Below are 25754 nucleotides of genomic sequence, written 5' to 3'. Positions count from 1 at the left end.
AGGGAACAATGCGTATCATTACATCACGCTGTAAACTGACTTGTCTGATAGCTGGCGCGCTAACGGCTCTGTTCGCGATGGGGGTGGCCGGTTCTGCCAGCGCAGGCGGTATCGCGCTCGGGGGAACCCGGGTGATTTATCCCCAGGGTGATAAGCAGGCTTCATTAGCCATTATTAACTCTTCAACGAATACCACTTTTTTAATTCAGAGCTGGGTGTCCAATGCCGAAGGGGCAAAATCAGCGGATTTTGTCATTACGCCGCCGCTGTTTGTTATCCATCCTAAAAAAGAGAATACCCTGCGTATTATGTACGTGGGCCCCGATCTGCCTGTCGATCGTGAAAGCGTTTTTTATCTGAACAGCAAAGCCATTCCTTCCGTCGAGAAAAATAAGCTTTCCGGTAATACGCTACAAATTGCCACCCAGAGCGTTATTAAACTTTTTATCCGGCCGAAAAAATTGCCGTCGCTCTCTATTGATGCGCCCAAAACATTAACCTGCTCAGTCACCAATGGAAAAGTCACTATTACCAATCCATCGCCTTATTACGTTTCGTTGGTTCAGTTTTTCGTCGGCAGCACGCAACTGGCAAATAACATGGTAGCGCCCAAAAATAACCTGGTGGTGGAGATCCCCGGTGGCGGCACTGGCAGCGTGAGGTTTCAGACCGTTAATGACTTTGGTGCCAACACGCCCGTTCAGTCATGCGCGAAATAAGTCGTATACGGCGTTACGTATGACGTTTTGTCATTAAAAGCCTCGCAGGTAAGGGAAGACATGAAGCGTGTTCAGCCACGAAGATTTTACGCGCTCGTCAGAGCGTCGCTAACGCCGCTGGCGTTGACGATTGCGGGACTCCTTTCGTCCATCACCGTGCGCGCGGAGTATTTTTTTAACCCGGCATTTTTGTCGAGCGATCCTTCCGCCGTGGCGGATCTCTCCCGTTTTTCAACAAATGGCCAGGCGCCGGGCGTCTATCGCGTGGATCTCTGGCTGAATGGAACATTTGTCACCACCCGCGATATCAACTTTCTCGCCAGAACCGTAACGGACGGAGCCGTACAGGGCGACGACACGGGGCTAATGGCCTGCCTGACGCCCAAAGCGTATGAAAACCTGGGCGTCAACGTTCAGGCATTCCCGGCGCTGGCCGCCGCGAAAGCCGACAGCTGCGTGGACATTGCCGCCATTATTCCGGCCGCTGCCACTCTCTTTAATTTCGAACAGCAGCGTCTGGAAATCAGCATTCCGCAGGCCGCATTACGCAACAACGCGCGCGGCTATATCCCGCCAGAGCAGTGGGATGAAGGTATTAACGCTCTGCTGCTGAACTATAACTTTAGCGGCTCATACAGCCGCGATCGCAGCGAAAACGGCACAACCCACAAAAGCTATTTCCTCGGCCTGAACAGCGGGGTGAATCTTGGTGCGTGGCGTCTGCGGGACTACTCGACGTGGAACTACTATAACAGCGACGAGAACCGCCATAGCGAATGGGAACATATCAACACCTATCTTGAGCGGACGGTGATTCCGCTAAAGGGCAGACTGACGGTGGGCGATAGCTATACCTCGTCGGAAATTTTCGACAGCCTTCCCTTTCGCGGCGCGCAGATCGCCTCGGACGACAACATGCTGCCAGACAGCATGAAAGGCTTTGCGCCCACCATTCGCGGGATTGCCAAAAGCAACGCGCAGGTCACCATCAAGCAGAACGGCTATAGTCTTTACCAGAGCTACGTTCCGCCCGGCGCCTTCGCCATTAACGATCTCTTCCCAACCTCCTCCAGCGGCGACCTCACGGTGGAAGTGAAGGAGACGGACGGCAGTATCTCCCGCTATTCCGTTCCTTACTCCGCCGTACCGCTCCTCCAGCGCGAAGGGCGGGTGAAGTATGCCCTGACGGCGGCACAGTACCGCAGCAATAACGGTCAGCAGGACGAGGTGAATTTTGCCCAGGGCACGCTGATTTGGGGGCTACCGCAGGGCGTAACCGTCTATGGCGGCTCACAGCTTTCCGGCGATTATCACGCGCTGGCTCTTGGCGCTGGCCTCAATATGGGCAACTTTGGCGCCGTCTCTCTCGACGTTACCCACGCGCGCAGTACGCTGGCCGACGACACCAGCCATACGGGGCAGTCTCTTCGTTTCCTGTATGCCAAATCCCTCAACAAGATGGGTACGAACTTCCAGCTGCTGGGCTACCGCTACTCCACGTCCGGGTTCTATAACCTGGATGAGACAACCTACACACATATGCAGGGCTATACGGGCGATGCGGAGCAGGATGACGCGAATGAGGCCACGAACTGGCTGGACTACTACAACCTCAACTGGACTAAACGCGGCAAGCTTCAATTCAATATTTCGCAGCAGCTAGGCGGGCTCGGCTCGCTGTTCGTGACCGGAAGCCAGCAGAGCTACTGGCACACGGACGACAAAAACACGCTCGTCCAGGTGGGATACAGCGGTACCTGGGCCGGGATCTCATACAGCCTGACCTACAACTACAACAAATCGCCGGGCATGTCGGATAGCGATGAGATTTATGCGATTAACCTTTCCTTCCCGCTTAGCCAGTGGCTTTCACCTGCCAATGACGTCAGTCAGAAGCGGAACTACGCCTATGCCACCTACGGCATGAGCGCCAATAAACATGGAGAAACATCTCAGAACGCGGGGATTAACGGCACGCTGCTGGCGGAGAACAACCTTAACTACAGCGTGCAGGAAGGTTATGCCAGCCAGGGGGCTGGCTCGCAAGGTTCCGCCAGTCTGGAATACGATGCCGCCTACGGCAACGCCAGCCTGGGCTACAACTACAGCGATAACGGCGATTATCGGGAAGTGACCTACGGCCTGAGCGGAGGCGTGGTAGCCCACCGCAACGGCATCACCTTAAGCCAGCCACTGGGTGATACCAACGTGCTGATTGCCGTACCGGGCGCGGCGGACGTCAGCGTCGAGAATGAACCCGGTATCCATACCGACGGACGCGGCTATGCGGTGGTGCCTTACGCCTCGGCCTACCATCTGAACAGGATGGCGCTGGACATTAACTCCCTCTCAGACGCCATGGATATCGATGATGCCGTCACCAGCGTGGTGCCGACCCACGGCGCCATCGTGCGCGCCACGTTTAACGCCCGCCTGGGCGCACGCGCGCTGGTAACGCTGCGCTACCACGGCAAGCCGGTGCCGTTTGGCGCCATGGTTTCCCGCGACGATAACGGCAGCGACACCATCGTAGGCGAAGAAGGCGAAACCTACCTCTCCGGCCTGAGCCAAAAGGGAGTGTTGAAGGCGCAATGGGGAGAAGGGGCGGATAAGCGCTGTACGGCCAACTACCACTTACCTGAAAGCAAACAGCCGCTGCTGCGGATCATCATGGAGTGTTCATAAATGAAATTAAGGATGATGCTTCTCTCTGCCGCTGGGCTACTTTTTTCGCTGAGCAGCCTGGCCGCAACGTGCAAAAACGCTAACGGCGGAATTTCCATGGTGAATTACGATCTGACCACCACGCTCACCACGGATCAAAACATCAAGGGCAACGGTACAGAGCTGAACCGAACCCAGGATATCCACGTCAACGCCACCTGTCCCCCAGGCAACTGGGAGAAGCGCACCTATCGTACCTATATCTCACCTTTCCCCGTGGTCAAAACGGAAGGCGAGTGGAAATATTTACAACTTGATCCGGATTATATTATCGGTGCGATGAAAATCCATGATGCCACCATCGGCGATTTTTATCCGCCGGTGGAGTATGTCCACATGGGGGGGCACGAAGAGGTGGATACGGGCGGCGTCTTCCCGGTGAACGACAGCAATCTGACCTTCAAAATACAGATTGTCAGGCCGTTCATCGGCTCGGTCGTGATCCCGCCGAAACTGATGTTTAACGTCTATGTCACCACGACGGAAAATGACCGGCCCACCGTAATCGTTTATCAGATCACCTACAGCGGCGTAATAACCGTCCCGCAAAACTGCGTGATTAACGCCGGGCAAACCGTCACCGTCGATTTTGGGGCACTCTACCACGGCGATTTCACCCAGGCCGGACAGCGACCCGACAGCGTAGCGCCAAAAACCTTTACCGTGCCGATCGAATGCAACGCTGATGTCAACTCACCGGCGCAGCTCACCCTGCGGGTACAGGGGACGGCAGACGCTCGTTTCGCCAACGCGCTGGCGACGGATAACCCGGACGTGGCCGTCATCGTGACCAGCCCGCAGGGCGAGATCCTGCGGCCAAACGTGTTCTCAAGCAGCGTCCCCTTTACCACGGATACGTCAGGACGCGCGGACGTGACGCTGCAAGCCTACCCCATCAGCACCACCGGGCAGTCGCCAGAGCTGGGCGTCTTCAGGGCGCTGGCGCTGTTACGCATTGATTTCGCCTGAGGAAGCGTAATGACCATTTCATGGAAAAACACCGTATGGCTGAGCGTGGCCCTGTTAAACCCGCCGCTGGTGAAGGCTGACGACACAAGCTTTAACGTGCAGTTTATCGGCACCATCGTTGGGGAATCCTGTAACGTCGATACTAACAGCGCAGAGCAAACGATCGACCTGGGTGAATTTACGACAGAGGAATTTCCGCGCGTGGGCGCCACGACACCGGAAAAGCAGTTTGCCATCACGCTCAAAAACTGCACCCGCGCAATCGGCGGCACGACCGTCTGGTTTACCGGCGACGCGGACGCCAACGATCCCACGCTGCTTGCCCTCTCAGATACGGGAAAAGGGACGCAGCACATGATGGCGACCGGACTGGCAGTCGAGCTGCTCGACAGCGCGCGGGCGTCTGTCCCGATCAATAATACCGAGTCGCCGCTATATCCCCTGCTGCCGGGCGATAACACGCTGACCTTCTTCCTGCGCTATAAATCTACGCTGCCGACGGTCACCACCGGCAACGCCACCGCCGTGATGTATTTCGATCTGCTTTACCAGTAAGGAGACAGAATGACGATCCTGAACAGGTTATTTATCTGTTGCGCGCTGCTGTTGTCAGGCAAGACGCTCGCCCATGACGGCACGGTCTATATTACCGGCGTGGTGAAAGGCAAAACCTGTATTGTCTCCCCCGGCTCGGAACAGCTGGTAGTGGAGATGCATGATGTGGCGGCCCGCCAGCTGGCCGGGCAAAAAAACGAAACGCCCTATGAGCCGTTCACTATTAACCTTGAAGCCTGCGGCGCCGGGTTATCCGCCGTCAGCACCCATTTTGAAGGCACGCCGGACGGTAACAATAGCGATCTGCTGGCCCTGACCGGCGGGCCGGACTATGCAACCGGCGTGGCTATCGGCCTCTATAATCCTGATAAATCGCTGATCGCCATGGGGGATGAAAGCCTGCCGTTCGCGCTAAGCAATGACCAGACCACCCTGGCGCTGCATTTTTACGCCCGCTACCTCGCCGTGACGAACGCCGTTACGCCGGGGGTGGCTAACGCTGCCGCCACCTTTGTGCTGACCTATGCGTGAGGCCAGCCTGCTGAAAAAAGCGGAGATAGCCCTGCTGACCGCCGCGTCTTTCTGGCTCTTGCCCACTCAGGCCGGGGTGGTGATTGGCGGCACGCGGTTTGTTTATCCTCAGGATCAGCGCGCTATCAGCGTCACCGTGCGCAATAAGTCCTCGCTGCCGTATCTGATTGGCACAAAAATTTATCGCGGCGGCCGATGGCCGGGGGCGCAGCAGCCCCCCGAAACGGCCACCGCGTGGTTTACCGCGACGCCGCCACTTTTTGCACTCCAGCCCGGACGTGAGAATAAGATCCGTCTGTTTCGCGCCGATGCGCCGCTTCCTGCCGATCGCGAAACGCTTTTCACGCTAAGCATTGCCTCCATTCCGGCCAGCCAGCGTCACAGCGATAACGTTCAGATGGCGGTACGTTCCAGCATGAAGCTTATCTATCGCCCGGAGGGGATTCAGGGCGAACCGGCGCTGGCCTATCGTCAGCTACGCTGGCAGCTGACCGCCGACGGGCTGACGGTTGAAAACCCGTCGCCTTATTACGTTACGCTGTATCAGCTTTCCGTTAACGGAACGCGGGTGGATAACGCCGGCGTTGTCGCCCCTCTGAGCCAGCGACGAACGGACTGGTGTAAAGGGACTGTCAGGTGCCAGCTCACCTGGCAGTCGCTGAGCGACGAGGGGCGGATATTGCCCTCGATCGCCCGCACGGTGAAATAATTGCTCGCGGGGGTATCCTGGCAGCGGACCGACACTAGCGGTGAAACTCCGCTACCGTCATGGTAAAGCGCAGCACTTTTTCTCCCTCATTGGCATAGCCGTGCGCCGCTTCCGTTTTCGCTACCGCCGACGCGCCAGCATTAACCTGTACCACCGTCTCGTCCACCGTCAGGGTTAATACGCCTTCGTTCACGTGCAGCAGCTCAAACGTTCCCGCCGGATGTCCCGGAGAGGTGAAAGTCTCTCCAGGATGCATCTCCCACTGCCACAGCTCAATCATGTCCGGTCCTGCGGTGCCTGCCAGCAATCTGGCATAACCGCCCTGTGCGCCCTGCCACAGAACCGGGATCGCCTCTTCCTGAATGATGTGTACCTGCGGCTCGCTGGAGACGTTAACGATGTCTGCCACCGAGACGCCAAGCGCGGCGGCCAGTTTGCACAGAATGGCAATGCTGGGGTTGGCAGCCCCTTTTTCGATCTCCACCAGCATGCCTTTGCTGACGCTGGCGCGGCGGGAAAGCTCGTCCAGCGACAGCTTTTTCTCTTTCCGCCAGCTGCGGATACGGTTCGCCACGGCCAGGCTTACCTGGGCAACATCGGCGCCCGCATCGGTCATTATATTGACTTTATCAGTCATTGGTCACTACCATGGTATAAAACAGTCAATACAGGATTATTTATGTCTCTTCTAACACCGTCAATAGATTCGCGACTTGTCGGGATCGCGCCCGGCTTTCGGGCGCTGAGCATTCTGGTTGAAGCTGCCCCGATTACCCAACCGGAGGTTGCGCCCGCTGCGCTGGCGCAGGCCTGCCAGCAGATGCTCAATGATGATGTGCCCTGGGCAGAAAATCATCTCGCCGCCTGGGATGAGGTGTTTAAAGCCTTTGGTGCAAAACCCAAACGTACGCCCTGCTCGGCCTCGGCCCTGCGCAAGCGCGTGATGAGAGACGGTTCGCTGCCGCCGCTCGACCCGGTGGTGGATATCTATAATGCCATCAGTATCCGCTACGCTATTCCGGTAGGGGGAGAAAATCTGGCGGCTTACTCGGGAGCGCCGCGCCTGACGCTGGCCGACGGCAGCGAGCCGTTTGATACCTTTAAAGAAGGTGAGCCGGTTGTAGAAAATCCGGAGCCAGGCGAAGTTATCTGGCGTGACGATCTCGGCGTCACCTGCCGCCGCTGGAACTGGCGACAGGGGGTACGCACGCGTCTGGACAGTCAGGCGCAGTCCATGTGGTTTATTCTCGAAAGCCTGCCGTCGATGCCGCTGGCGGCATTACAGGAAGCTGGCGATGAGCTGGTGAGCAATCTGCAAAAGCTGATGCCGGGCGCGACTGCGCGTATTCAGTTGCTGGAGCTGGCGTGAACAACGCCGGGTGGCGCTTCGCTTACCCGGCCTACAAAATCAACACCCACCGTACCCGTAGGCCCGGTAAGCGTTAGCGCCACCGGGCAAACACCGCACCATCTCACCCCCGTAGGCCCGGTAAGCGCAGCGCCACCGGGCAAATACCGCACCATCTCGCCCCCGTAGGCCCGGTAAGCGCAGCGCCACCGGGCAAACATCGCACCATCCCCCGTAGGCCCGGTAAGCGCAGCGCCACCGGGCAAAGCCGCTACTCCGGCAACAACCCCACAAAACAGCGTTTTTTGCGCGGCTCTGACATCAGCTCTTCAAGCTTATCCACGCACGCCAGATAGTGTGGCGTTTGCTTATGCGCCAGCACCGCCGCTTCGTCTTTATAGGCTTCGTAGATAAAGAAGCGGGTTTTCACCCGCGGGTCCTGCAAGACATCAAAGCGCAGGTTTCCCGGCTCCTTGATGGCCCCCTCGTGGTTGGCGCGAAATACCTCCAGAAACTCGTCCACCCGCTCGGGTTTAATATTAATCTCCACCAGCGTCACGTTCATTTTGCTTCTCCCTGTTTCTCTTCCTGCCAGAACTGGAACGCCTCCCGGGCGCTCATGTTCTCGTGAACGACTTTCTTCACCGCCTTCAGCATGGCGAGTGGCGCGCTGGACTGGAAGATGTTGCGCCCCATGTCCACGCCGGATGCGCCCTGGTCAATCGCCCGCCAGCACATCTCCAGCGCCTCGTGCTCCGGCAGCTTTTTGCCCCCGGCGATAACAATCGGCACCGGGCAGCTGGCGGTCACTTTTTCAAAGCCCTCGTCCACGTAGTAGGTTTTGACGAACTGCGCTCCCATTTCGGCGGCGATGCGGCTGGCAAGCGAGAAATAGCGCGCGTCACGCGCCATCTCTTTCCCCACGCCCGTCACCGCCAGCGTCGGCATGCCGTAGCGCGCCCCCGCATCCACCAGCTTGATGATGTTGTTGATCGACTGATGCTCAAACGGGCTTCCGATATACACCTGCGCCGCCACCGCGCAGACGTTCAGGCGCAGCGCGTCCTCCATCGCCACCGCCACGCACTCGTTGGACAGCTCGCCCAGAATCGAGTTACCGCCGGAGGCACGCAGCACCACCGGTTTGTTCGTGGCGGCTGGCACCTGGCTCCTGAGGATGCCGCGGGTGCACATCAGCACGTCGGTTTCACCAAACAGCGGCGCGATGGAGAGATCGATACGCTCAAGGCCGGTGGTCGGCCCCTGAAAGTAGCCGTGGTCAAAGGCCAGCATCACCGTGCGGTTGCTCTGTGGGTTGAAGATGCGCGCAAGCCTCGACTGCATTCCCCAGTCCAGCGAGCCGCAGCCCTTCAGGGTGTACGGCACATTCTGCTGCGGCGTGCCGATGCCAAAATCCTTGCCGTCTTTGATGTCATCTAAATCAGCCATTTGCTCCCCCGTCAGAAATCGTATTTGCTGATGTTCTCTTTGGTGAACACCACCCGCTCCGGCAGCAGCACGATGCCGTTGCCCTTCGCCTCATACTGGTAGCCCTGCACGCTGTTCGGCTCGACCTTCAGCGTCCCGATATCTTTCACGTCGACGCTGTCGCCAGGGTTAAGATCGCCTTTTTTCAGTAAACGATCGGCGACATTGACCGCAATTTTGCCCTGTTGCACCACGTCCCACAGGCCGAAGGCTTTCACCGTGCCGCGCTCAACGTACGGGCGCATCACGTTCGGCGTGCTGAAGCCGACAATCGCCACCCCTTCCCGTTTCAGGTTTTCCGCCGCCTGTGCCGCGGCTGGCAGGGCGTTGGCGTCCGGGGCGATGATCGCATCCAGATCCGGATAGGCTTTTAAGATCCCTTCGGCGGTTTGCAGAGATTTGGTGGCATCGTTATAGCCAAACTGGGTGGTGACGACCTGCCACTGAGGATGATCTTTCTCGATTTTGGCCTTTGCCTCTTTCACCCACTGGTTCTGGTCGGTAACGGTCGGGCTGGAGTAGAAGAACGCCACTTTCGCGTTCGGTTTGGTGACCTGTTTGCCCGCCATCTCCACCAGCAGGCCGCCGAGCTGCTCCGGCGTTCCCTGGTTGATGTAGATGCTGCGGCACTCCGGTTTGGTGTCGGAGTCCCAGGTCAGGACCTTCACGCCGCGCTGCATCGCGCGCTTTAGCGCCGGGCAGAGACCGTCCGGCGACACGGCAGAGACGATGATGGCGTTATAGCCCTGGTTGACGAAATTATTGATGAGCTGCACCTGGCCGGAGACGCTCGGCTCGGTCGGGCCGTCGTAGGTCACGTCCACGCCAAGATCTTTCCCCGCCTCTTTCGCGCCGTTGCCGCCGCTGGTGAAGAATCCCACGCCTACCAGTTTCGGGATAAAGGCAATGCGGTCCGCCGCCTGCGCCGAAGCGAAGCTGAGGGCCATTGCCAGGACGAATAGTTTTGTTTTCATCTTACGCTCCGGATAGTTTTCTGAAGAGAGAACGCACCCATTCGCGGTGCAGACTCAGCGAACGTCCCATCACCACCACAACCAGCAGCGCCCCTGACAGCGCGCTCGACACCTGGTTGGGGATGCCGACCATCTGTAAACCCTGTTGCAGGTACCCCACCAGCAACGCCGCCAGCGCCGTACCGACAACCGAACCTGACCCGCCGTAGATATTGGCCCCGCCGAGTACGGCGGCGGTGAGCGCGGGCATGAGTAAATCGCGCCCCAGATCCGAGCGCGCGGAACCGAAATAGGAAACCATCACCAGGGCGGCAACCGCCGAGGCTACCCCCACCAGGCCGTACAGCGCATACGGCATGCCGTTCACCGACAGCGCCGCATAGCGCGCCGCGCGCGGGTTCTGCCCAATCAAAAACAGATGCCGACCAAAGCGCCCGCGGTGGGTAATCAGCCAGAAGAAAGCGGTAATCACCGCGAACAGCACCAGCGGGATCGGCAGGCCCACCACCGTGAGGTTAGCGAACGCCGTGAAGCCATCCGGGAAGCCGCCGATCCCCTCGTAGCCCGTCGCCCCCGCCATGCCGGAGAGCAGCAGCGCCCCGCCGCCGTAGAGGTAGAGCGTGCCGAGGGTAATGACCAACGGGCTGATGCCGGTGTAGTGGATCAGCGCCGCATTCACCAGCCCGCACAGCAGGCCGAGCAGCAGCGTCAGAGGGATGGCAACCGCCATCGGCCACCCTGCCTGCATCATCACCCCCAGCGCGATGGCGCACAGGCCGATGGTTGAGCCGAGGGAAATATCGATCCCGCCGCTGATAATCACAAGCGTAAGCGGCAGCGCCACGATGCCAATGCAGATAAAGTCGCTGGTGCTGAACAGCAGCATGTTGATATCAAGCATGCGCGGGTTGATGGCGCCGAAGAGCAGGATCTCCAGCACCAGTAAAATCAGCAGCGCGCTTTCCCAGTTAAGCCTCATTTACGCCACCTCTTTTTTGCGTTTCGGAAACGGGGTAACGTGCTTTCCCCCTTTGTTACCCGGCTGGAAACGGCTGTATTTCTGCGCCCGCTGATGCCGTGAGAGCGCCTGACGCAGCCGCCCGTCGAGCACCAGCACACCCAGCAGCACCAGCCCGGCGATAAAGTCGTTCCACCACGCCGGGAGCCTGAACAGCACCAGCACGGTATCGATTTGGGTGAGGAAGAACGCGCCGAGTAAGGCGCCGACCAGCGTGCCGGTGCCGCCCAGCAGCGAGATGCCACCGAGCACGCAGGCGGCGATGGCCTTCATCTCCAGCCCGCTGCCGGTCTGGTTCGGCACGAAGCCAATCTGTGAGGCAAACACAATCCCGGCGCAGGCCGCCAGCATGCCGTTGAGGGTAAAGGCGATCATGCGGGTGCGGTTCACCGCCACGCCCAGCTGGCGCGCGGCGGCGAGGTTATCCCCCACGGCGTAAAAATCACGTCCAAAGGCGGTGCGCGACAGCGTCCACGCGCCGATGGCCGCGATAATCAACACCAGTATGCCGAGCGGCGAAATGCCGACGGCGGCGGGCTCAGAGAGAGATTTCAGCCCCGGCGGCAGCCCTTCTATCCACTTCCCGCCGGTCCACAGCAGCATCGCCCCACGATACAGCCCCAGCGTGCCGAGGGTGGCGACAATCGCCGGAATGCGCAGGCCCACCACCAGAAAACCGTTGAACGCCCCCGCCAGCGCGCCGAGCGACAGCGCGAAGAGAATGGAAACGGGCAGGCTGTAGCCGCCGTTCAGCGCCACGCCGACGGCAATAGCGGAAAGCCCGACGGTGGAGCCGACGGAGACGTCAATATTGCGGGTCAGCATCACCAGCGCCGCGCCGATAGCCAGCAGGATCAAGATCTGCGAGCTGGCGAATATCATCCCCAGCGTCTGTAAGCTCAGGTAGGACGGGTTCAGCGCCACCAGCACGGCAAAGAGCGCCAGAATGGCGAGAAATGCGCTCAGCTCGCGGTTTTTGAGTAAGATCTTCATGATTGCCCTCCAAACGCCAGCGCCATCATCCGGTCGAGGCTGACGGCCTGGCGCGGCAGCTCGCCGCTGAGTACGCCCTGGTGCATTACCAGCACCCGATCCGCGAGGCCGGGAAACTCATCGAGATCGCTTGAGATCATCAGCACCGCCACGTTCTGCGCCGCCACGCTTTTCAGCAGCTGATAAATATCAGCGCGCGCCGATACGTCCACGCCGCGCGTCGGTTCATCGACGATCAGCAGCAACGGATTGGCCTCAAGACAGCGCGCCAACAGCACCTTCTGCTGATTACCACCGGAGAGCGTGCGCACGGTTTGATCCGCATGGTTGAGCTTGATCCCCAGCGCCCGGTGATAGCGTTCCACTACCGCAGACTCCCGCTTTCGCTGCTGCCAGAGCGACGGCTCGTTCAGCGCCACGGTGTTCCAGCGGATCGGCGCGTCGAGAAACAGGCCGGACACCTGCCTGTCTTCCGGCAGATAGACCAGCCCTTTTTGCAGGCGTGAACTGACCGGATCGGCGGTGATCTCCTGGCTCTCCAGCCACACCCGCCCGCCGCGAACCGGACGCAGGCCGTAGAGCGTTTCGGCAAACTCGGTGCGCCCGGACCCCACCAGCCCGGCCAGACCGACAATCTCCCCGGCGTAAATCTCAAGGCTGAGATCGATAAAGCCCTCCCCGGTGAGCGCTTCCACGCGCAGCACGGGAAAATCCTGCGCCTGGGTGCGGCGGTTGCCCGGCAGCGCCAGCCACAGCTTTTGCGTATCGCTCAGGGATGCTTCCCGGCTTACAGGCGTCATGGCGGCGATCAGGGCGTTATCGTCAAAATGCGCAGTTTCGCCGCTGAGCACCACCGCGCCGTCGCGCATCACTGAGACGTGACTCGCCAGCTGTCGAATCTCCGGCAGCTTATGCGAGATAAAAACAATCCCGACGCCAAGATCCTGCAAGGCGCGGATCTGGCGAAACAGCCGTTCGGTTTCACCGGGCGTCAGCGAGGCCGTGGGTTCATCAAGGATCAGAATTCTGGCGTTGCGCATCAGCCCGCGCAGGATCTCCACCATCTGCTGGTCCGCCACCTCGAGGGTGCTGGCGGTAGCGTCGAGGTTAAGCTGGCATTGCAGCTGCCGGAGTTTTTCCGCCAGGCGTTTTTCCCGATCGCGCTCTCGCGGCAGACGAAACAGGATGTTTTCCCGCACCGTCAGGTTGGGAAATAGCAGCGGCTCCTGCGGCACCAGATAAATGCCTAACCTGTGCGCCTGCGCCGGGGTAAGCCGTGCAAAAGACTCACCCGCCACCGAAAGTTCACCGCTATCCGGGGTTTCTACCCCGGCGATGATCTTCATCAGCGTCGATTTTCCCGCGCCGTTACCGCCCATCAGCGCATGCACCTGCCCCGCAAGCAGCGTGAAATCAATGCCTTTTAAGACCGGTACGCCTGAAAACTGCTTGCTGATATCACGCGCGTCGAGAAGTGGTGTCATCATCGCTCCGCTATTGAACAAATGATTTTTAGATTTAATAATGTTCAAAAGCGTAGACGGTGAACTATATTTACAACCGTGCAGGGATCACAGTTTTATCGATTGAGATTCGGATAAAGCGGAAACGATCGAAAAGATCCGTTTTGTCGCGTGGCTCACATTTTCACGTCGCACCATCACGAACATATGATCTAAATTTTTATAAGAGTTCAATTATGAGCGATAAACGCACTGCGGAAGAAGGACGGTTTGCCGGGCTGGCACTGGCGGAAGAGGAGCTGGTGGCGCGCGTGGCCTGGTGCTACTACCACGACGGGCTGACCCAGAACGACATCGGCGAACGGCTCGGGCTGCCGCGCCTGAAGATCTCCCGCCTGCTGGAGAAAGGCCGTCAGTCCGGGGTGATCCGCGTGCAGATCAACTCCCGCTACGAGGGCTGCCTGGCGCTGGAAACCGAGCTGCAACAACGATTTGGCCTGAAGCTGGTGCGCGTGATGCCCGCCCTGAATACGCCGCCGATGAACGTGCGGCTGGGCATTGGCGCGGCACAGTCGCTGATGGGCGTACTGCAACCCGGCCAGCTGTTAGCGGTGGGCTTCGGTGAAACCACCATGAGCAGTCTGCAACACTTAAGCGGCTTTATCAGCTCGCAGCAGATCCGCCTGGTGACGCTCTCCGGCGGCGTCGGGCCGTATATGACCGGTATCGGCCAGCTGGATGCAGCCTGTAGCGTCAGCATGATCCCCGCCCCGCTTCGCGTGTCATCCGCTGAAGTCGCCGGGATCTTAAAGCGCGAAACCAGCGTGCGGGACGTGATCCTCGCCGCCACCGCGGCTGACGTGGCGGTGGTCGGGATTGGCTCGGTAAACCAGCGCCGTGACGCGACGATACTGCGCTCCGGCTATATCAGCGAAGGTGAACAGCTGATGTACGCCCGTAAAGGCGCGGTGGGCGATATCCTTGGCTATTTCCTCAATGCCGAAGGGGAATGCGTTGAGGAGCTGGAGATCCACAAAGAATTACTGGGCGTCACGCTCGATGAACTGGCGCAGCTGCCCACCATCGTAGGCGTGGCCGGAGGGGAAGAGAAAGCCGATGCGATTTATGCCGCACTGAAAGGTCGCCGTATTAATGGCCTGGTGACGGAAGAGACGACAGCCCGCGCGGTGCTGGCTCTGGCCGGATAAGAGCAGCCCTGCGCCTGACACGAGGCAAGCTCATGAGTTACCTTTTAGCGTTAGATGCAGGGACAGGCAGCGTTCGCGCCGTGATTTTTGATTTACAGGGCAACCAGATTGCCGTTGGCCAGGCCGAGTGGAAGCACCTGAGCGTGGAGAACGTGCCGGGCTCGATGGAGTTCGACCTCGACACCAACTGGCGGCTGGCCTGCCGGTGTATTCATCAGGCGCTGGAGCGCGCACGCCTGAGCGCGGCGGATATTCAGTCCGTCGCCTGCTGCTCGATGCGCGAAGGGATTGTGCTGTACGACCGCAACGGCGAGGCTATCTGGGCCTGCGCCAACGTCGACGCCCGCGCCAGCCGCGAGGTGGCTGAACTCAAAGAGATCCACGACTACCGGTTTGAATCCGAAGTGTATGATGTTTCCGGCCAGACGCTTGCCCTCAGCGCCATGCCGCGCCTGCTGTGGCTGGCGCACCATCGTCCGGATATTTATCGTAAAGCCGCCACCATCACCATGATCAGCGACTGGCTGGCGGCGAAGCTCTCCGGTGAGCTGGCGGTCGATCCGTCCAATGCGGGCACCACCGGCATGCTGGATCTCTTCTCCCGCGACTGGCGTCCGGCGCTGCTCGACATGGCCGGGCTGCGCGCCGATATTCTCTCTCCGGTGAAAGAGACCGGCACCGTGCTGGGGGCGATTACCAGACAGGCCGCGCAGCAGAGCGGCCTGCGCGAAGGCACACCGGTGGTGATGGGCGGCGGCGACGTGCAGCTGGGCTGTCTGGGGCTGGGCGTGGTCCGCGCCGGACAAACGGCGGTTCTCGGCGGCACCTTCTGGCAGCAGGTGGTGAATCTGCCGCAGGTGCGCACCGACCCTGAGATGAACATCCGCGTAAACCCGCACGTCATCCCCGGCATGGCGCAGGCGGAGTCGATCAGCTTCTTTACCGGGCTAACCATGCGCTGGTTCCGCGACGCCTTCTGCGCCGAAGAGAAGCTGATTGCCGAACGAATGGGAATGGACACCTACTCCCTGCTCGAAGAGATGGCGAGCCGCGTCCCGGCGGGCTCCCACGGCGTAATGCCGATCTTCTCCGACGCGATGCATTTTAAGCAGTGGTATCACGCAGCGCCGTCGTTTATTAACCTCTCCATCGACCCGGAAAAGTGCAACAAAGCGACGCTGTTCCGCGCGCTGGAAGAGAACGCGGCCATCGTCTCGGCCTGCAACCTGGCGCAGATTTCGCGCTTCTCCGGCGTGACGTTTGAGAGCCTGGTGTTTGCGGGCGGCGGGGCCAAAGGCGCCCTGTGGAGCCAGATTTTAAGCGACGTTACCGGGCTGCCGGTGCGCGTGCCGGAAGTGAAGGAAGCAACGGCGCTGGGTTGCGCGATTGCGGCAGGTGCTGGCGCGGGGTTGTTTGCGGATATGGCTTCGACGGGCGAACGGCTGGTGAAGTGGAGCCGCGAGTTCACGCCGAACCCGCAGCACCGCGAGCTGTACGTCGGCATGATGCAGAAATGGCAGGCGGTGTATGCCGACCAGCTTGGGCTGGTGGACAGCGGGCTGACGACGTCGATGTGGCAGGCACCGGGGTTAGTGCGGGCATCCCCCTCACCCCGGCCCTCTCCCTAAGGGAGAGGGAGATTAAGTCCCCTCTCCCTGTGGGAGAGGGTTAGGGTGAGGGCATCAGGCCACACCAATATTTGAATCCCATCACATTCACTGCATTCCCCTTTTCCCTTTTACTCCCCGCTGGCTAAATTAGTAACTCATCCGACCACATAACAATAATTTTACACTGGAAGAAACTATGAGCCGCTACCCGTCGTTATTCGCCCCTCTCGATCTGGGGTTCACCACCCTCAAAAACCGCGTGCTGATGGGCTCGATGCACACCGGGCTGGAGGAGCGTCCGGACGGGGCTGAACGTCTGGCAGCCTTCTATGCCGAGCGCGCGCGCCACGGGGTGGCGCTGATTGTCACCGGCGGCGTAGCCCCTGCCCCTTCCGGGGTGACGATGGAGGGCGGCGCAGTGTTGAACGATGCGTCACAGCTGCCGCATCACCGCATTGTGACCGACGCGGTCCATAGCGAGGGCGGCAAAATCGCCCTGCAAATTCTGCATACCGGACGCTACAGCTATCAGCCGAACCTGGTTGCACCCTCGGCTATTCAGGCGCCGATTAACCGCTTTACTCCCCATGCCCTCAGCCACGACGAGATCCTGGCGCTGATAGACGATTTTGCCCGCTGCGCGGCGCTGGCGCGGGAAGCGGGCTACGACGGCGTTGAGGTGATGGGCTCGGAAGGGTATCTGATCAACGAATTCCTCGCCGCCCGCACCAACCAGCGCGACGACGAATGGGGTGGCGACTATGCCCGCCGGATGCGTTTTGCCGTGGAGGTGGTGCGCGCGGTGCGTGAACGTGCGGGTACGGATTTTATTATCATCTTCCGCCTGTCGATGCTCGACCTGGTGGAAGGCGGCGGCACCTTCGACGAAACCGTGCAGCTGGCGCAGGCGATTGAAGCCGCTGGCGCCACCATCATCAACACCGGTATTGGCTGGCACGAAGCGCGCATCCCGACCATCGCCACGCCGGTGCCGCGCGCGGCGTTCAGCTGGGTAACGCGCAAGCTGAAAGGGAAAGTCTCCGTTCCACTGGTGACCACCAACCGCATTAACGATCCGCAGGTGGCGGACGATGTGATCTCCCGCGGCGATGCCGATATGGTATCGATGGCACGCCCGTTCCTCGCGGATGCCGAACTGCTCTCCAAAGCGCAAAGCGGCCGTGCGGACGAGATTAATACCTGCATCGGCTGCAACCAGGCGTGTCTGGATCAGATCTTCGTCGGCAAGGTCACCTCCTGCCTCGTTAACCCCCGCGCCTGCCATGAAACCAAAATGCCGATCGTTCCTGCGGTCAACAAGAAGCGTCTGGCCGTGGTGGGTGCAGGGCCGGCGGGCCTGGCGTTTGCAGTCAATGCCGCCTCGCGCGGGCACAGCGTGACGCTGTTTGATGCGCTGGCGGAAATCGGCGGGCAGTTTACTATCGCCAGACAGATCCCCGGCAAAGAGGAGTTCTACGAAACGCTGCGCTATTACCGCCGGATGATCGAGGTGACGGGCGTCGATCTGCGGCTTAAACAGTTTGTCAGCGCGGCGGATCTGATCGGTTTCGACGAGGTGATCCTCGCGAGTGGGATCGCCCCGCGCACGCCAGCGATCGAAGGCATCGATCATCCGAAGGTATTGAGCTATCTGGATGTATTAAGGGACAAAGCGCCGGTTGGCGAGAAGGTGGCGATCATCGGCTGCGGCGGGATCGGTTTTGATACCGCGATGTATTTAAGCCAGCCGGGCGAAGCCACCAGCCAGAACATCGCTGAGTTCTGCGTGGAATGGGGCATTGATACCAGCCTCAGTCAGTCCGGTGGTTTACGCCCGGAAGGTCCGCAGCTGCCGAAAAGCCCGCGTCAGATTGTGATGCTCCAGCGTAAAGCCAGCAAGCCGGGTGAAGGTCTGGGAAAAACCACGGGCTGGATCCACCGCGCCACCCTGCTCTCGCGCGGGGTGAAGATGATCCCGGGGGTGAGCTACCAGAAGATCGACGACGACGGGCTGCACGCGCTGATCGGCGGCGAACCGCAACTGCTGCGCGTGGATCATGTGATTTTGTGCGCCGGGCAGGAGCCGAAGCGGGATCTGGCGGATCCGCTGCGTGAGGCGGGGAAAACGGTGCATTTGATCGGCGGGTGCGATGTGGCGATGGAGCTGGATGCGCGGCGGGCAATTGCGCAGGGGACGAAGTTGGCGCTGAGTATTTAACTGCATCGCCCGGTGGCGCTTCGCTTACCGGGCCTACGAGTCCGAGGCCATTGTAGGCCCGGTAAGCGAAGCGCCACCGGGCATCAGACCGCACACTACGTAGGCCTGTGCAAGCGAAGCGCCGCCAGGCAAAGCGATCTTACCGACGACGCCCCAGCTTCACCGATTTCAGCACCACGAATTTGTTATTGGTGGCAATGGTGACGCAGTTGCCGAAAATCTTCTTCAGCTTGTGGAAGTAGTCCAGGTGGCGGTTCGCCACGATATACAGCTCGCCGTTAATTTTCAGGCAGCGGCGCGCGTGGTGGAACATCTCCCACGCGACGTTATCCGTCAGGGCGTGCTTCTGGTGGAATGGCGGGTTACAGAATACCGCATTGAAGCGGAAAGGCTCTACGCCCGACAGCGCGTTATTGATCATAAACTCGCAGCGATCCAGTGCCTCCGGCAGGTTGGTTTCCACGTTCAGACGGCTGGAGGCCACCGCCATTGGCGATTCGTCGCTGAACACCACGCTGGCCTCCGGGTTCTTCGCCAGCAGCGTCAGGCCAATCACGCCATTACCGCAGCCGAGATCAACGATTTCCCCTTCCAGGTTTTCCGGCAGATGTTCCATAAAGAAGCGTGCGCCGATATCCAGACCGGTACGGGAGAAAACGTTCGCGTGGTTGTGGATGGTCCAGTCGGTGCCTTCCAGCTTCCAGCTCAGCGTCTCCGGCGCGTCGGCCAGCGCCGGTGCGCTGAAGGTACAGTTGATCAGGCGCGCTTTTTTCCAGGCAAGCGTCGTGGTGGTCGGGCCGAGCACTTTCTCGAACAATTCCAGCGTCGAGGTGTGAATATCGCGCGCTTTGGCACCCGCGATAATACGCGTTTCCGGCGTCACGACCTTACGCAGCGCGCGAAGCTGCTGCTCCAGCAGCGCCATGGTTTTGGGCACTTTAATCAGCACCACGCCCGGCGCCTGCGGGTAGTCCGCGGTGCTGTCGAGGAACTTCACGCTGGATTCTTCGATATCGTTGTGACGCAGGTTTTCACGCGTCGCCAGCTCGCTTAAGTAAGAATCGCCGATACTGTAAGGCGCATGTTCCGCCAGCGCGCAGGCCAGCGCGCCAAACGCGTCATTCAGGATCAGAACCGGGCCGCTGATTTCAGTCCCATCCAACTGTTGCAGCAGATATTCATCCGCCGCTTCCCACGCCTGAAGCGGGTTAACGTCGTCCGTTTCCGGGAAACGTTTAAGGTTGAGTGAACGGAAACCGTTGTCTAAGTGGCTCATCGGCCCTCCTGAATGGTAAAATTTGGCGTATCCCTGAAAAGGGTGCGTGAGTATACCCGTTTTCACACTATTTTGGGGTTTTGATGAACCAGCTGACTTATCTCCAGGGCTATCCGGAGCATTTACTTTCCCAGGTTCGTGACCTGATTGCCGCGGGAAAGCTCGGCGCGGTGCTGGAAAAACGCTACCCGGGCACGCATGATTTCGCGACTGACAAAGCCCTCTGGCAGTATACGCAGGATCTGAAAAACCAGTATCTTAAGAGCGCCCCGCCGATCAACAAGGTGATGTACGACAATAAGATCCACGTGCTGAAAAACGCGCTCGGCCTGCATACCGCCATCTCCCGCGTACAGGGCGGCAAGCTGAAGGCCAAAGCGGAGATCCGCGTCGCGACCGCCTTTCGCAATGCGCCGGAAGCCTTTCTGCGGATGATCGTGGTGCACGAGCTGGCGCACCTGAAAGAGAAAGAGCACGACAAAGCGTTCTACTCACTGTGCTGCCATATGGAGCCGCAGTACCACCAGCTGGAGTTTGATACCCGTTTGTGGCTGACGCATTTATCGTTAAAGAGTAATGCGCAGTAGCGCACGCGAAATGTCATGATGACGTGCTACAGTGGCTTTAGGTTCCCTGCTACGGAGTACGTAAACGTTTATGATACGTTTCGCAGTCATCGGTACGAACTGGATCACGCGCCAGTTCGTCGACGCCGCCCACGAAACCGGCAAATATAAGCTCACCGCAGTCTATTCCCGCAGCCTTGAGCAGGCGCAGAGTTTTGCGAATGACTACCTGGTTGAACATCTGTTCACCTCGCTCGATGAGATGGCGCAAAGCGACGCCATTGACGCGGTCTATATCGCCAGCCCGAATTCTCTGCACTTCCCGCAAACGAAGCTGTTCCTCAGCCACAAAAAGCATGTGATCTGCGAGAAGCCGCTCGCCTCGAATATTGAGGAAGTGGAAGCCGCCATTGCGCTTGCCCGCGAAAACCAGGTGGTGCTGTTTGAAGCGTTCAAAACCGCCAGCCTGCCGAACTTCCTGCTGTTGCAGCAATCGCTGCCGAAAATTGGCAAAGTGCGTAAAGCCTTTATCAACTACTGCCAGTATTCCTCGCGCTACCAGCGCTACCTGGACGGCGAAAACCCGAACACCTTTAACCCGGCCTTCTCGAATGGCTCGATTATGGATATCGGTTTTTACTGCCTGGCCTCTGCGGTCGCCCTGTGGGGTGAACCGCACGGCGTAACCGCCACCGCCAGCCTGCTGGAAAGCGGCGTGGATGCACACGGCGTTGTGGTGCTGGACTACGGTGATTTTAGCGTGACGTTGCAGCACTCGAAGGTCAGTGACTCCGTACTGCCAAGCGAAATTCAGGGCGAAGACGGCTCGCTGGTGATCGAAAAAATCTCCGAATGCCAGAAGCTAAGCATCGTTCCCCGCGGCGGCAAAGCGCAGGAGCTGACGCAGCCTCAGCATATTAACACTATGCTCTATGAGGCAGAGGTCTTCGCCCGTCTGGTAGAAGACAACGAAGTGAACCACCCGGGGCTGGCGATCAGCCGCACCACGGCGAAGCTGCAAACGGAGATCCGCCGACAGACTGGCGTGATCTTCCCCGCAGACGGCGTGAATGTGGAAGCCGTCGCGTAAAACTGTGTAATGAAATCGTGCAGACCATTGACGAAACCGATGGTCTGACATAATTTGTTACCTGCAAAGGGGAGTAACTTCTTCGCCGGTGGATCGTCATTACGATGCGTGCAAAACCGCATCCGGTCGCCGGGCAACCTTCGTGGTTGTAAGTGAGACCTTGCCGGAAGGCGAGGTCTATGCATAAAAAGCTAACGGCTATCGTCTTCTGACCATGGCCGTTTTTGTTTTTTATGTGTAAGGAAAATAGTATGCATTCTGTCGGCACTCCAATGCTGTGGGGCGGATTCGCGGTTGTCGTGCTCATCATGCTGGCAATCGACCTCTTTTTGCAGGGTCGTCGCGGCGAGCACGGCATGAGCGTCAAGCAAGCCGCCGTCTGGTCGCTGGTATGGGTTACCCTCTCACTCCTCTTCTGCGCCGCCTTCTGGTGGTATCTGGCCTCAACCGAAGGCCGCGCGGTGGCCGATCCTCAGGCACTCGCCTTCCTCACCGGCTATCTGATTGAAAAAGCGCTGGCGGTTGATAACGTCTTCGTCTGGCTGATGCTGTTCAGCTACTTCGCCGTGCCTGCGGCTCTGCAACGTCGCGTGCTGGTGTACGGCGTGCTGGGCGCTATTGTCCTGCGTACCATCATGATCTTCGCCGGTAGCTGGCTGATTACCCAGTTCGAATGGCTGCTGTATGTATTTGGCGCGTTCCTGCTGTTCACCGGGGTAAAAATGGCGCTGGCGAAAGAAGACGATACCGGGATCGGTGATAAGCCGCTGGTGAAGTGGATCCGGGGTCATCTGCGCATGACGGACAAGATCGAGAGCGAGCATTTCTTCGTGCGTAAGAACGGCCTGCTGTTCGCCACCCCGCTGCTGCTGGTGCTGATTCTGGTCGAACTGAGCGACGTGATTTTCGCGGTGGACAGTATCCCGGCTATCTTCGCGGTCACTACCGACCCGTTCATCGTGCTGACCTCAAACCTGTTCGCCATCCTCGGCCTGCGTGCGATGTACTTCCTGCTGGCGGGTGCGGCAGAGCGCTTCTCAATGCTGAAGTACGGTCTGTCGGTGATTCTGGTGTTTATCGGTATCAAGATGCTGATCGTCGATTTCTACCATATTCCGATCGCCATTTCGCTCGGCGTGGTGTTTGGCATTCTGCTGGTGACGCTGATTATCAATACCTGGGTTAACCGCCAGCACGATAAGAAGCAGCAGGCTTAGTGCGTTTTGCCCGGTGGCGCTACGCTTACCGGGCCTACAACGTCACCCCGTAGGCCGGGTAAGCGCAGCGCCACCCGGCACTTTCGTTAACCAATAGTTAAAAAACATGACGCAACACGTAAAATCCAGCATTTTACGCTTCCGCCTTTCGCTGCTTTCCCTGATACTCAACCAGGCAAACAAATACTTACATCCGGACACAAATGTGACTTAGAGCACATCCAGGATGGAACGCAATTTCACTCAGGAATAACGTATGAGCACACAATCACGCGGTCTGTTCGCGCGCCTGGCGCAGGGCAGTCTTGTAAAACAAATTCTGGTCGGGTTGGTACTGGGTATTCTGCTGGCGATGGTGTCAAAACCTGCCGCGGAAGCGACGGGGCTGCTCGGCACCCTTTTCGTTGGCGCACTTAAGGCCGTCGCCCCGGTACTGGTGCTGATGCTGGTGATGGCGTCGATTGCCAACCACCAGCACGGACAAAAAACCAACATTCGCCCTATTCTGTTCCTGTATCTGCTGGGAACCTTCTCTGCTGCCTTAACGGCCGTGGTGTTTAGCTTCCTGTTCCCGTCCACGCTGCACCTGACCAGCGCGGCCGGTGATATCACCCCGCCGTCCGGGATTGTGGAAGTGCTTCGCGGTCTGCTGATGAGCATGGTCTCTAACCCCGTCACCGCGCTGATGAACGCGAACTACATCGGCATCCTGGTCTGGGCGATCGGTCTGGGCTTCGCGCTGCGTCATGGTAACGAGACCACGAAAAACCTGGTGAACGATATGTCCAACGCTGTCACCTTTATGGTGAAGCTGGTGATTCGCTTTGCGCCAGTCGGGATCTTTGGTCTGGTCTCCTCCACGCTGGCAACCACCGGTTTCGATGCACTGTGGGGCTACGCGCAGCTGCTGGTCGTCCTGGTCGGCTGTATGCTGCTGGTGGCGCTGGTGATCAACCCGCTGCTGGTGTTCTGGCAGATCCGCCGCAACCCGTATCCGCTGGTGCTGACCTGCCTGCGTGAAAGCGGCGTGTATGCCTTCTTCACCCGCAGCTCGGCGGCAAACATTCCGGTCAACATGGCGCTGGCGGAGAAGCTGAATCTGGATCGCGATACCTATTCGGTGTCGATTCCTCTGGGTGCAACCGTGAACATGGCAGGTGCGGCGATCACCATCACCGTGCTGACGCTGGCGGCGGTGCATACGCTGGGCATTCCGGTGGATCTGCCAACCGCGCTGCTGCTGAGCGTCGTTGCATCACTGTGTGCCTGTGGCGCATCCGGCGTGGCGGGCGGCTCGCTGCTGCTGATCCCGCTGGCCTGTAACATGTTCGGTATTCCGAACGAGATTGCCATGCAGGTTGTCGCGGTCGGCTTCATTATCGGCGTATTGCAGGATTCCTGCGAAACCGCGCTGAACTCCTCTACCGACGTGCTGTTTACCGCAGCGGCCTGTCAGGCGGAAGACGCGCGTTTAGCGAAGAACGCCCTGCGCAGTTAAAAAGAAAAGCCCGGTGGCGGCTACGCCTTACCGGGCCTACAGGGTTTAGTAGGTCGGGTAAGCGCTAGCGCCACCCGACAAAGCACTTATAGCGTCACACCACTCTTAAAGATCGCCAGCTCGCGGAAGTCGTTCTTCTCGTTGCAGGTCTGCCTGCCGCTGGCAAATTCCACAATCGTGTCCACGAATTCGCTCAGCAGCTGCGGCATCGCTTTGCCGTGGATCAGCTGGCCGGCATCAAAGTCGATCCAGTGTTTTTTCTTCGCCGCCAGCTCGCTGTTAGTGGCGATTTTCACCGTTGGCACAAATCCGCCGTACGGCGTGCCGCGTCCGGTACTGAACAGCACCATGTGACAGCCCGCCCCCGCCAGCGCGCTGGTGGCGACCGCATCGTTGCCCGGTGCGCTCAGCAGATTCAGACCGTGCGTTTTCAGACGCTCACCATAGCGCAGCACGTCCACCACCTGGCTGGCGCCCGCTTTCTGGGTGCAGCCCAGGGATTTCTCTTCCAGCGTGGTGATCCCGCCCGCCTTGTTTCCCGGCGACGGGTTCTCATAAATCGGCTGGTTATGGGCGATGAAGTACTGTTTGAAATCGTTGACCATGGTGACGGTCTTCTCAAAGGTCTCTTCGTCGCGGCAGTGGCTCATCAGAATGCGCTCTGCGCCGAACATCTCCGGCACTTCGGTCAGCACCGTGGTGCCACCGTTGGCAATCACGTAATCTGAGAAGCGGCCCAGCATCGGGTTAGCGGTAATGCCGGAAAGCCCGTCAGATCCGCCGCACTCCAGGCCAAACTTCAGTTCGCTCAGCTTGCCCGGCTCGCGCTTGTCGTGACGCATCACCTCATACAGCTGGTGCAGCTGTTCAACGCCCGCTTCCACTTCGTCGTCCTGGTGCTGACACACCATAAAGTGCACGCGCTCTGGATCGAACTCGCCCAGCGTGTCGCGGAAGGCGTCGACCTGATTGTTTTCACAACCGAGGCCAATCACCAGCACCGCCCCCGCGTTCGGGTGACGCACCATATTTTGCAGCATGGTGCGGGTATTGATGTGGTCGTCGCCCAGCTGGGAACAACCGTAGGTATGGCTGAACAGATGCACGCCGTCGGTGCCTTCAGCATTGTTGGTCTCTTTCAGGAAACGCGTCTGAATTTGACGCGCGATCCCGTTCACGCAGCCGACGGTCGGGAGGATCCACAGTTCATTGCGGATCCCCACCTCCCCGCTGGCGCGGCGGTAGATCTGCACCTCACGATCGGCCGCCTGTCCTTCTTCTGCCTGGAAGTCAGGTTGATAGCTGTACTCGTCCAGATCGCTGAGATTGGTGCGGGTATTGTGGGAATGAATGTATTCACCCGGCGCAATATCCGCCAGCGCATGACCGATGGGCAAACCGTACTTCACCACGTTCTCCCCTTTCGCGATGGGGATCAGGGCAAACTTATGTCCACGTCCAATGGCCTGGCGTAACGTCACCGACTGGTTGTCGAAGGTCACTTCCGTCCCTTCGGCTAAATCGGCCAGCGCGACGGCAACGTTATCCAGCGAATGGATTTTGATGTATTGCATATCAAC

At 59.2% G+C, this 25754-nt stretch carries 23 protein-coding genes; 14 read left to right on the top strand and 9 right to left on the bottom strand.

Features of this window, described 5'->3' with window-relative positions; all coding sequences use genetic code 11:
* Positions 1-8: 8 nt before the first annotated feature.
* Genes ACOTWU_RS05040 through ACOTWU_RS05015 form a run of 6 tightly spaced genes read left to right on the top strand, consistent with a single transcriptional unit; the run spans position 9 to position 6207 of the window.
* Entirely contained in the window at positions 9-719 is a 711-nt protein-coding gene (locus ACOTWU_RS05040) for a fimbria/pilus periplasmic chaperone (protein WP_023304467.1), read from the top strand.
* Positions 720-779: 60 nt separating this feature from the next.
* Positions 780-3404: a fimbrial biogenesis usher protein gene (locus ACOTWU_RS05035; RefSeq protein WP_126499258.1), complete on the top strand. Its 2625-nt coding sequence runs from the start codon at positions 780-782 to the stop codon at positions 3402-3404.
* Positions 3405-4412 carry a fimbrial protein gene (locus ACOTWU_RS05030; protein WP_045333635.1) on the top strand — a complete coding sequence of 336 codons (1008 nt, stop codon included), beginning with the start codon at positions 3405-3407 and terminating at the stop codon, positions 4410-4412.
* A 9-nt stretch (positions 4413-4421) separates the two neighbouring features.
* The gene (locus tag ACOTWU_RS05025; protein WP_015571924.1) at positions 4422-4967 is read left to right on the top strand and encodes a fimbrial protein; all 546 of its coding nucleotides are present in this window, start codon (positions 4422-4424) and stop codon (positions 4965-4967) included.
* A 9-nt stretch (positions 4968-4976) separates the two neighbouring features.
* A complete protein-coding gene (locus tag ACOTWU_RS05020) occupies positions 4977-5498 on the top strand; it encodes a fimbrial protein (protein ID WP_017692635.1) in 522 nt (173 codons plus the stop codon).
* On the top strand, positions 5491-6207 hold the full coding sequence (locus ACOTWU_RS05015) for a fimbria/pilus periplasmic chaperone (protein WP_126499259.1): 717 nt from the start codon (positions 5491-5493) through the stop codon (positions 6205-6207). The genes ACOTWU_RS05020 and ACOTWU_RS05015 overlap by 8 nt, the downstream gene beginning before the upstream one ends.
* A 34-nt stretch (positions 6208-6241) precedes the next feature.
* Here the strand turns inward: ACOTWU_RS05015 and ACOTWU_RS05010 are convergent, their stop codons facing one another.
* A complete protein-coding gene (locus tag ACOTWU_RS05010) occupies positions 6242-6844 on the bottom strand; it encodes a helix-turn-helix domain-containing protein (RefSeq protein WP_045141801.1) in 603 nt (200 codons plus the stop codon).
* A gap of 42 nt (positions 6845-6886) precedes the next feature.
* On the opposite strand from ACOTWU_RS05010, the gene ACOTWU_RS05005 reads away from it, so the two are divergent.
* Positions 6887-7576 carry a B3/4 domain-containing protein gene (locus tag ACOTWU_RS05005; RefSeq protein ID WP_032649612.1) on the top strand — a complete coding sequence of 230 codons (690 nt, stop codon included), beginning with the start codon at positions 6887-6889 and terminating at the stop codon, positions 7574-7576.
* 250 nt (positions 7577-7826) lie between these two features.
* Here the strand turns inward: ACOTWU_RS05005 and lsrG are convergent, their stop codons facing one another.
* The 6 genes from lsrG to lsrA are packed head-to-tail and all read right to left on the bottom strand — an operon-like array spanning position 7827 to position 13512.
* A complete protein-coding gene (lsrG, locus tag ACOTWU_RS05000; RefSeq protein WP_023295476.1) occupies positions 7827-8120 on the bottom strand; it encodes a (4S)-4-hydroxy-5-phosphonooxypentane-2,3-dione isomerase in 294 nt (97 codons plus the stop codon).
* The gene (gene lsrF, locus ACOTWU_RS04995) at positions 8117-9004 is read right to left on the bottom strand and encodes a 3-hydroxy-5-phosphonooxypentane-2,4-dione thiolase (RefSeq protein ID WP_017694299.1); all 888 of its coding nucleotides are present in this window, start codon (positions 9002-9004) and stop codon (positions 8117-8119) included. Before lsrF ends, lsrG begins: the two co-directional genes overlap by 4 nt.
* Positions 9005-9015: 11 nt before the next feature.
* Positions 9016-10017, bottom strand: a complete 1002-nt coding sequence (gene lsrB / locus ACOTWU_RS04990) for an autoinducer 2 ABC transporter substrate-binding protein LsrB (protein WP_040118134.1) — start codon at positions 10015-10017, stop codon at positions 9016-9018.
* Position 10018: 1 nt separating this feature from the next.
* The gene (lsrD, locus tag ACOTWU_RS04985) at positions 10019-10996 is read right to left on the bottom strand and encodes an autoinducer 2 ABC transporter permease LsrD (RefSeq protein ID WP_032655179.1); all 978 of its coding nucleotides are present in this window, start codon (positions 10994-10996) and stop codon (positions 10019-10021) included.
* Positions 10997-12028 carry an autoinducer 2 ABC transporter permease LsrC gene (lsrC, locus tag ACOTWU_RS04980; RefSeq protein WP_220719404.1) on the bottom strand — a complete coding sequence of 344 codons (1032 nt, stop codon included), beginning with the start codon at positions 12026-12028 and terminating at the stop codon, positions 10997-10999.
* Positions 12025-13512, bottom strand: a complete 1488-nt coding sequence (gene lsrA, locus ACOTWU_RS04975; RefSeq protein ID WP_032655185.1) for an autoinducer 2 ABC transporter ATP-binding protein LsrA — start codon at positions 13510-13512, stop codon at positions 12025-12027. The genes lsrC and lsrA overlap by 4 nt, the downstream gene beginning before the upstream one ends.
* 215 nt (positions 13513-13727) lie before the next feature.
* Here lsrA and lsrR point away from each other — a divergent pair, with 215 nt between their 5' ends.
* The 3 genes from lsrR to ACOTWU_RS04960 all read left to right on the top strand — a co-directional run bounded on the left by lsrR (position 13728) and on the right by ACOTWU_RS04960 (position 18527).
* Positions 13728-14699 carry a transcriptional regulator LsrR gene (lsrR, locus tag ACOTWU_RS04970; protein ID WP_015571933.1) on the top strand — a complete coding sequence of 324 codons (972 nt, stop codon included), beginning with the start codon at positions 13728-13730 and terminating at the stop codon, positions 14697-14699.
* A 32-nt stretch (positions 14700-14731) separates the two neighbouring features.
* A complete protein-coding gene (gene lsrK, locus ACOTWU_RS04965; RefSeq protein WP_126499260.1) occupies positions 14732-16327 on the top strand; it encodes an autoinducer-2 kinase in 1596 nt (531 codons plus the stop codon).
* Positions 16328-16505: 178 nt separating this feature from the next.
* Positions 16506-18527, top strand: coding sequence for an NADPH-dependent 2,4-dienoyl-CoA reductase (locus tag ACOTWU_RS04960; protein ID WP_126499261.1), 2022 nt, complete (start codon positions 16506-16508; stop codon positions 18525-18527).
* Positions 18528-18666: 139 nt separating this feature from the next.
* On the opposite strand, the gene rlmG is transcribed toward ACOTWU_RS04960, so the two are convergent.
* Positions 18667-19803, bottom strand: coding sequence for a 23S rRNA (guanine(1835)-N(2))-methyltransferase RlmG (gene rlmG, locus ACOTWU_RS04955; protein ID WP_023295484.1), 1137 nt, complete (start codon positions 19801-19803; stop codon positions 18667-18669).
* 83 nt (positions 19804-19886) lie between these two features.
* Here rlmG and ACOTWU_RS04950 point away from each other — a divergent pair, with 83 nt between their 5' ends.
* The 4 genes from ACOTWU_RS04950 (at position 19887) to sstT (ending at position 24174) form a co-directional block, all read left to right on the top strand.
* A complete protein-coding gene (locus tag ACOTWU_RS04950; RefSeq protein WP_017694291.1) occupies positions 19887-20390 on the top strand; it encodes a YgjP-like metallopeptidase domain-containing protein in 504 nt (167 codons plus the stop codon).
* Positions 20391-20460: 70 nt separating this feature from the next.
* Positions 20461-21459, top strand: a complete 999-nt coding sequence (locus tag ACOTWU_RS04945) for a Gfo/Idh/MocA family protein (protein WP_003862623.1) — start codon at positions 20461-20463, stop codon at positions 21457-21459.
* A gap of 251 nt (positions 21460-21710) precedes the next feature.
* Positions 21711-22676: a TerC family protein gene (locus ACOTWU_RS04940; RefSeq protein ID WP_017382424.1), complete on the top strand. Its 966-nt coding sequence runs from the start codon at positions 21711-21713 to the stop codon at positions 22674-22676.
* A gap of 256 nt (positions 22677-22932) precedes the next feature.
* On the top strand, positions 22933-24174 hold the full coding sequence (gene sstT / locus ACOTWU_RS04935) for a serine/threonine transporter SstT (protein ID WP_017382425.1): 1242 nt from the start codon (positions 22933-22935) through the stop codon (positions 24172-24174).
* 86 nt (positions 24175-24260) lie between these two features.
* Here sstT and ACOTWU_RS04930 read toward each other — a convergent pair whose 3' ends face one another.
* Positions 24261-25748: a UxaA family hydrolase gene (locus ACOTWU_RS04930; RefSeq protein ID WP_015571940.1), complete on the bottom strand. Its 1488-nt coding sequence runs from the start codon at positions 25746-25748 to the stop codon at positions 24261-24263.
* Positions 25749-25754: the final 6 nt, after the last annotated feature.

The sequence above is a fragment of the Enterobacter cloacae complex sp. GYL001 genome, assembly GCF_049237125.1.
Lineage (GTDB): Bacteria > Pseudomonadota > Gammaproteobacteria > Enterobacterales > Enterobacteriaceae > Enterobacter > Enterobacter hormaechei_C.
This window is presented reverse-complemented; position numbering and strand designations above follow the sequence as displayed.

Bases quoted from the DNA above. Each gene is read 5' to 3' on its own strand.
- ACOTWU_RS05040 (WP_023304467.1), top strand. From the start codon at position 9: ATGCGTATCATTACATCACGCTGTAAACTGACTTGTCTGATAGCTGGC.
- ACOTWU_RS05035 (WP_126499258.1), top strand. From the start codon at position 780: ATGAAGCGTGTTCAGCCACGAAGATTTTACGCGCTCGTCAGAGCGTCG.
- ACOTWU_RS05030 (WP_045333635.1), top strand. From the start codon at position 3,405: ATGAAATTAAGGATGATGCTTCTCTCTGCCGCTGGGCTACTTTTTTCG.
- ACOTWU_RS05025 (WP_015571924.1), top strand. From the start codon at position 4,422: ATGACCATTTCATGGAAAAACACCGTATGGCTGAGCGTGGCCCTGTTA.
- ACOTWU_RS05020 (WP_017692635.1), top strand. From the start codon at position 4,977: ATGACGATCCTGAACAGGTTATTTATCTGTTGCGCGCTGCTGTTGTCA.
- ACOTWU_RS05015 (WP_126499259.1), top strand. From the start codon at position 5,491: ATGCGTGAGGCCAGCCTGCTGAAAAAAGCGGAGATAGCCCTGCTGACC.
- ACOTWU_RS05010 (WP_045141801.1), bottom strand. From the start codon at position 6,844: ATGACTGATAAAGTCAATATAATGACCGATGCGGGCGCCGATGTTGCC.
- ACOTWU_RS05005 (WP_032649612.1), top strand. From the start codon at position 6,887: ATGTCTCTTCTAACACCGTCAATAGATTCGCGACTTGTCGGGATCGCG.
- lsrG (WP_023295476.1), bottom strand. From the start codon at position 8,120: ATGAACGTGACGCTGGTGGAGATTAATATTAAACCCGAGCGGGTGGAC.
- lsrF (WP_017694299.1), bottom strand. From the start codon at position 9,004: ATGGCTGATTTAGATGACATCAAAGACGGCAAGGATTTTGGCATCGGC.
- lsrB (WP_040118134.1), bottom strand. From the start codon at position 10,017: ATGAAAACAAAACTATTCGTCCTGGCAATGGCCCTCAGCTTCGCTTCG.
- lsrD (WP_032655179.1), bottom strand. From the start codon at position 10,996: ATGAGGCTTAACTGGGAAAGCGCGCTGCTGATTTTACTGGTGCTGGAG.
- lsrC (WP_220719404.1), bottom strand. From the start codon at position 12,028: ATGAAGATCTTACTCAAAAACCGCGAGCTGAGCGCATTTCTCGCCATT.
- lsrA (WP_032655185.1), bottom strand. From the start codon at position 13,512: ATGACACCACTTCTCGACGCGCGTGATATCAGCAAGCAGTTTTCAGGC.
- lsrR (WP_015571933.1), top strand. From the start codon at position 13,728: ATGAGCGATAAACGCACTGCGGAAGAAGGACGGTTTGCCGGGCTGGCA.
- lsrK (WP_126499260.1), top strand. From the start codon at position 14,732: ATGAGTTACCTTTTAGCGTTAGATGCAGGGACAGGCAGCGTTCGCGCC.
- ACOTWU_RS04960 (WP_126499261.1), top strand. From the start codon at position 16,506: ATGAGCCGCTACCCGTCGTTATTCGCCCCTCTCGATCTGGGGTTCACC.
- rlmG (WP_023295484.1), bottom strand. From the start codon at position 19,803: ATGAGCCACTTAGACAACGGTTTCCGTTCACTCAACCTTAAACGTTTC.
- ACOTWU_RS04950 (WP_017694291.1), top strand. From the start codon at position 19,887: ATGAACCAGCTGACTTATCTCCAGGGCTATCCGGAGCATTTACTTTCC.
- ACOTWU_RS04945 (WP_003862623.1), top strand. From the start codon at position 20,461: ATGATACGTTTCGCAGTCATCGGTACGAACTGGATCACGCGCCAGTTC.
- ACOTWU_RS04940 (WP_017382424.1), top strand. From the start codon at position 21,711: ATGCATTCTGTCGGCACTCCAATGCTGTGGGGCGGATTCGCGGTTGTC.
- sstT (WP_017382425.1), top strand. From the start codon at position 22,933: ATGAGCACACAATCACGCGGTCTGTTCGCGCGCCTGGCGCAGGGCAGT.
- ACOTWU_RS04930 (WP_015571940.1), bottom strand. From the start codon at position 25,748: ATGCAATACATCAAAATCCATTCGCTGGATAACGTTGCCGTCGCGCTG.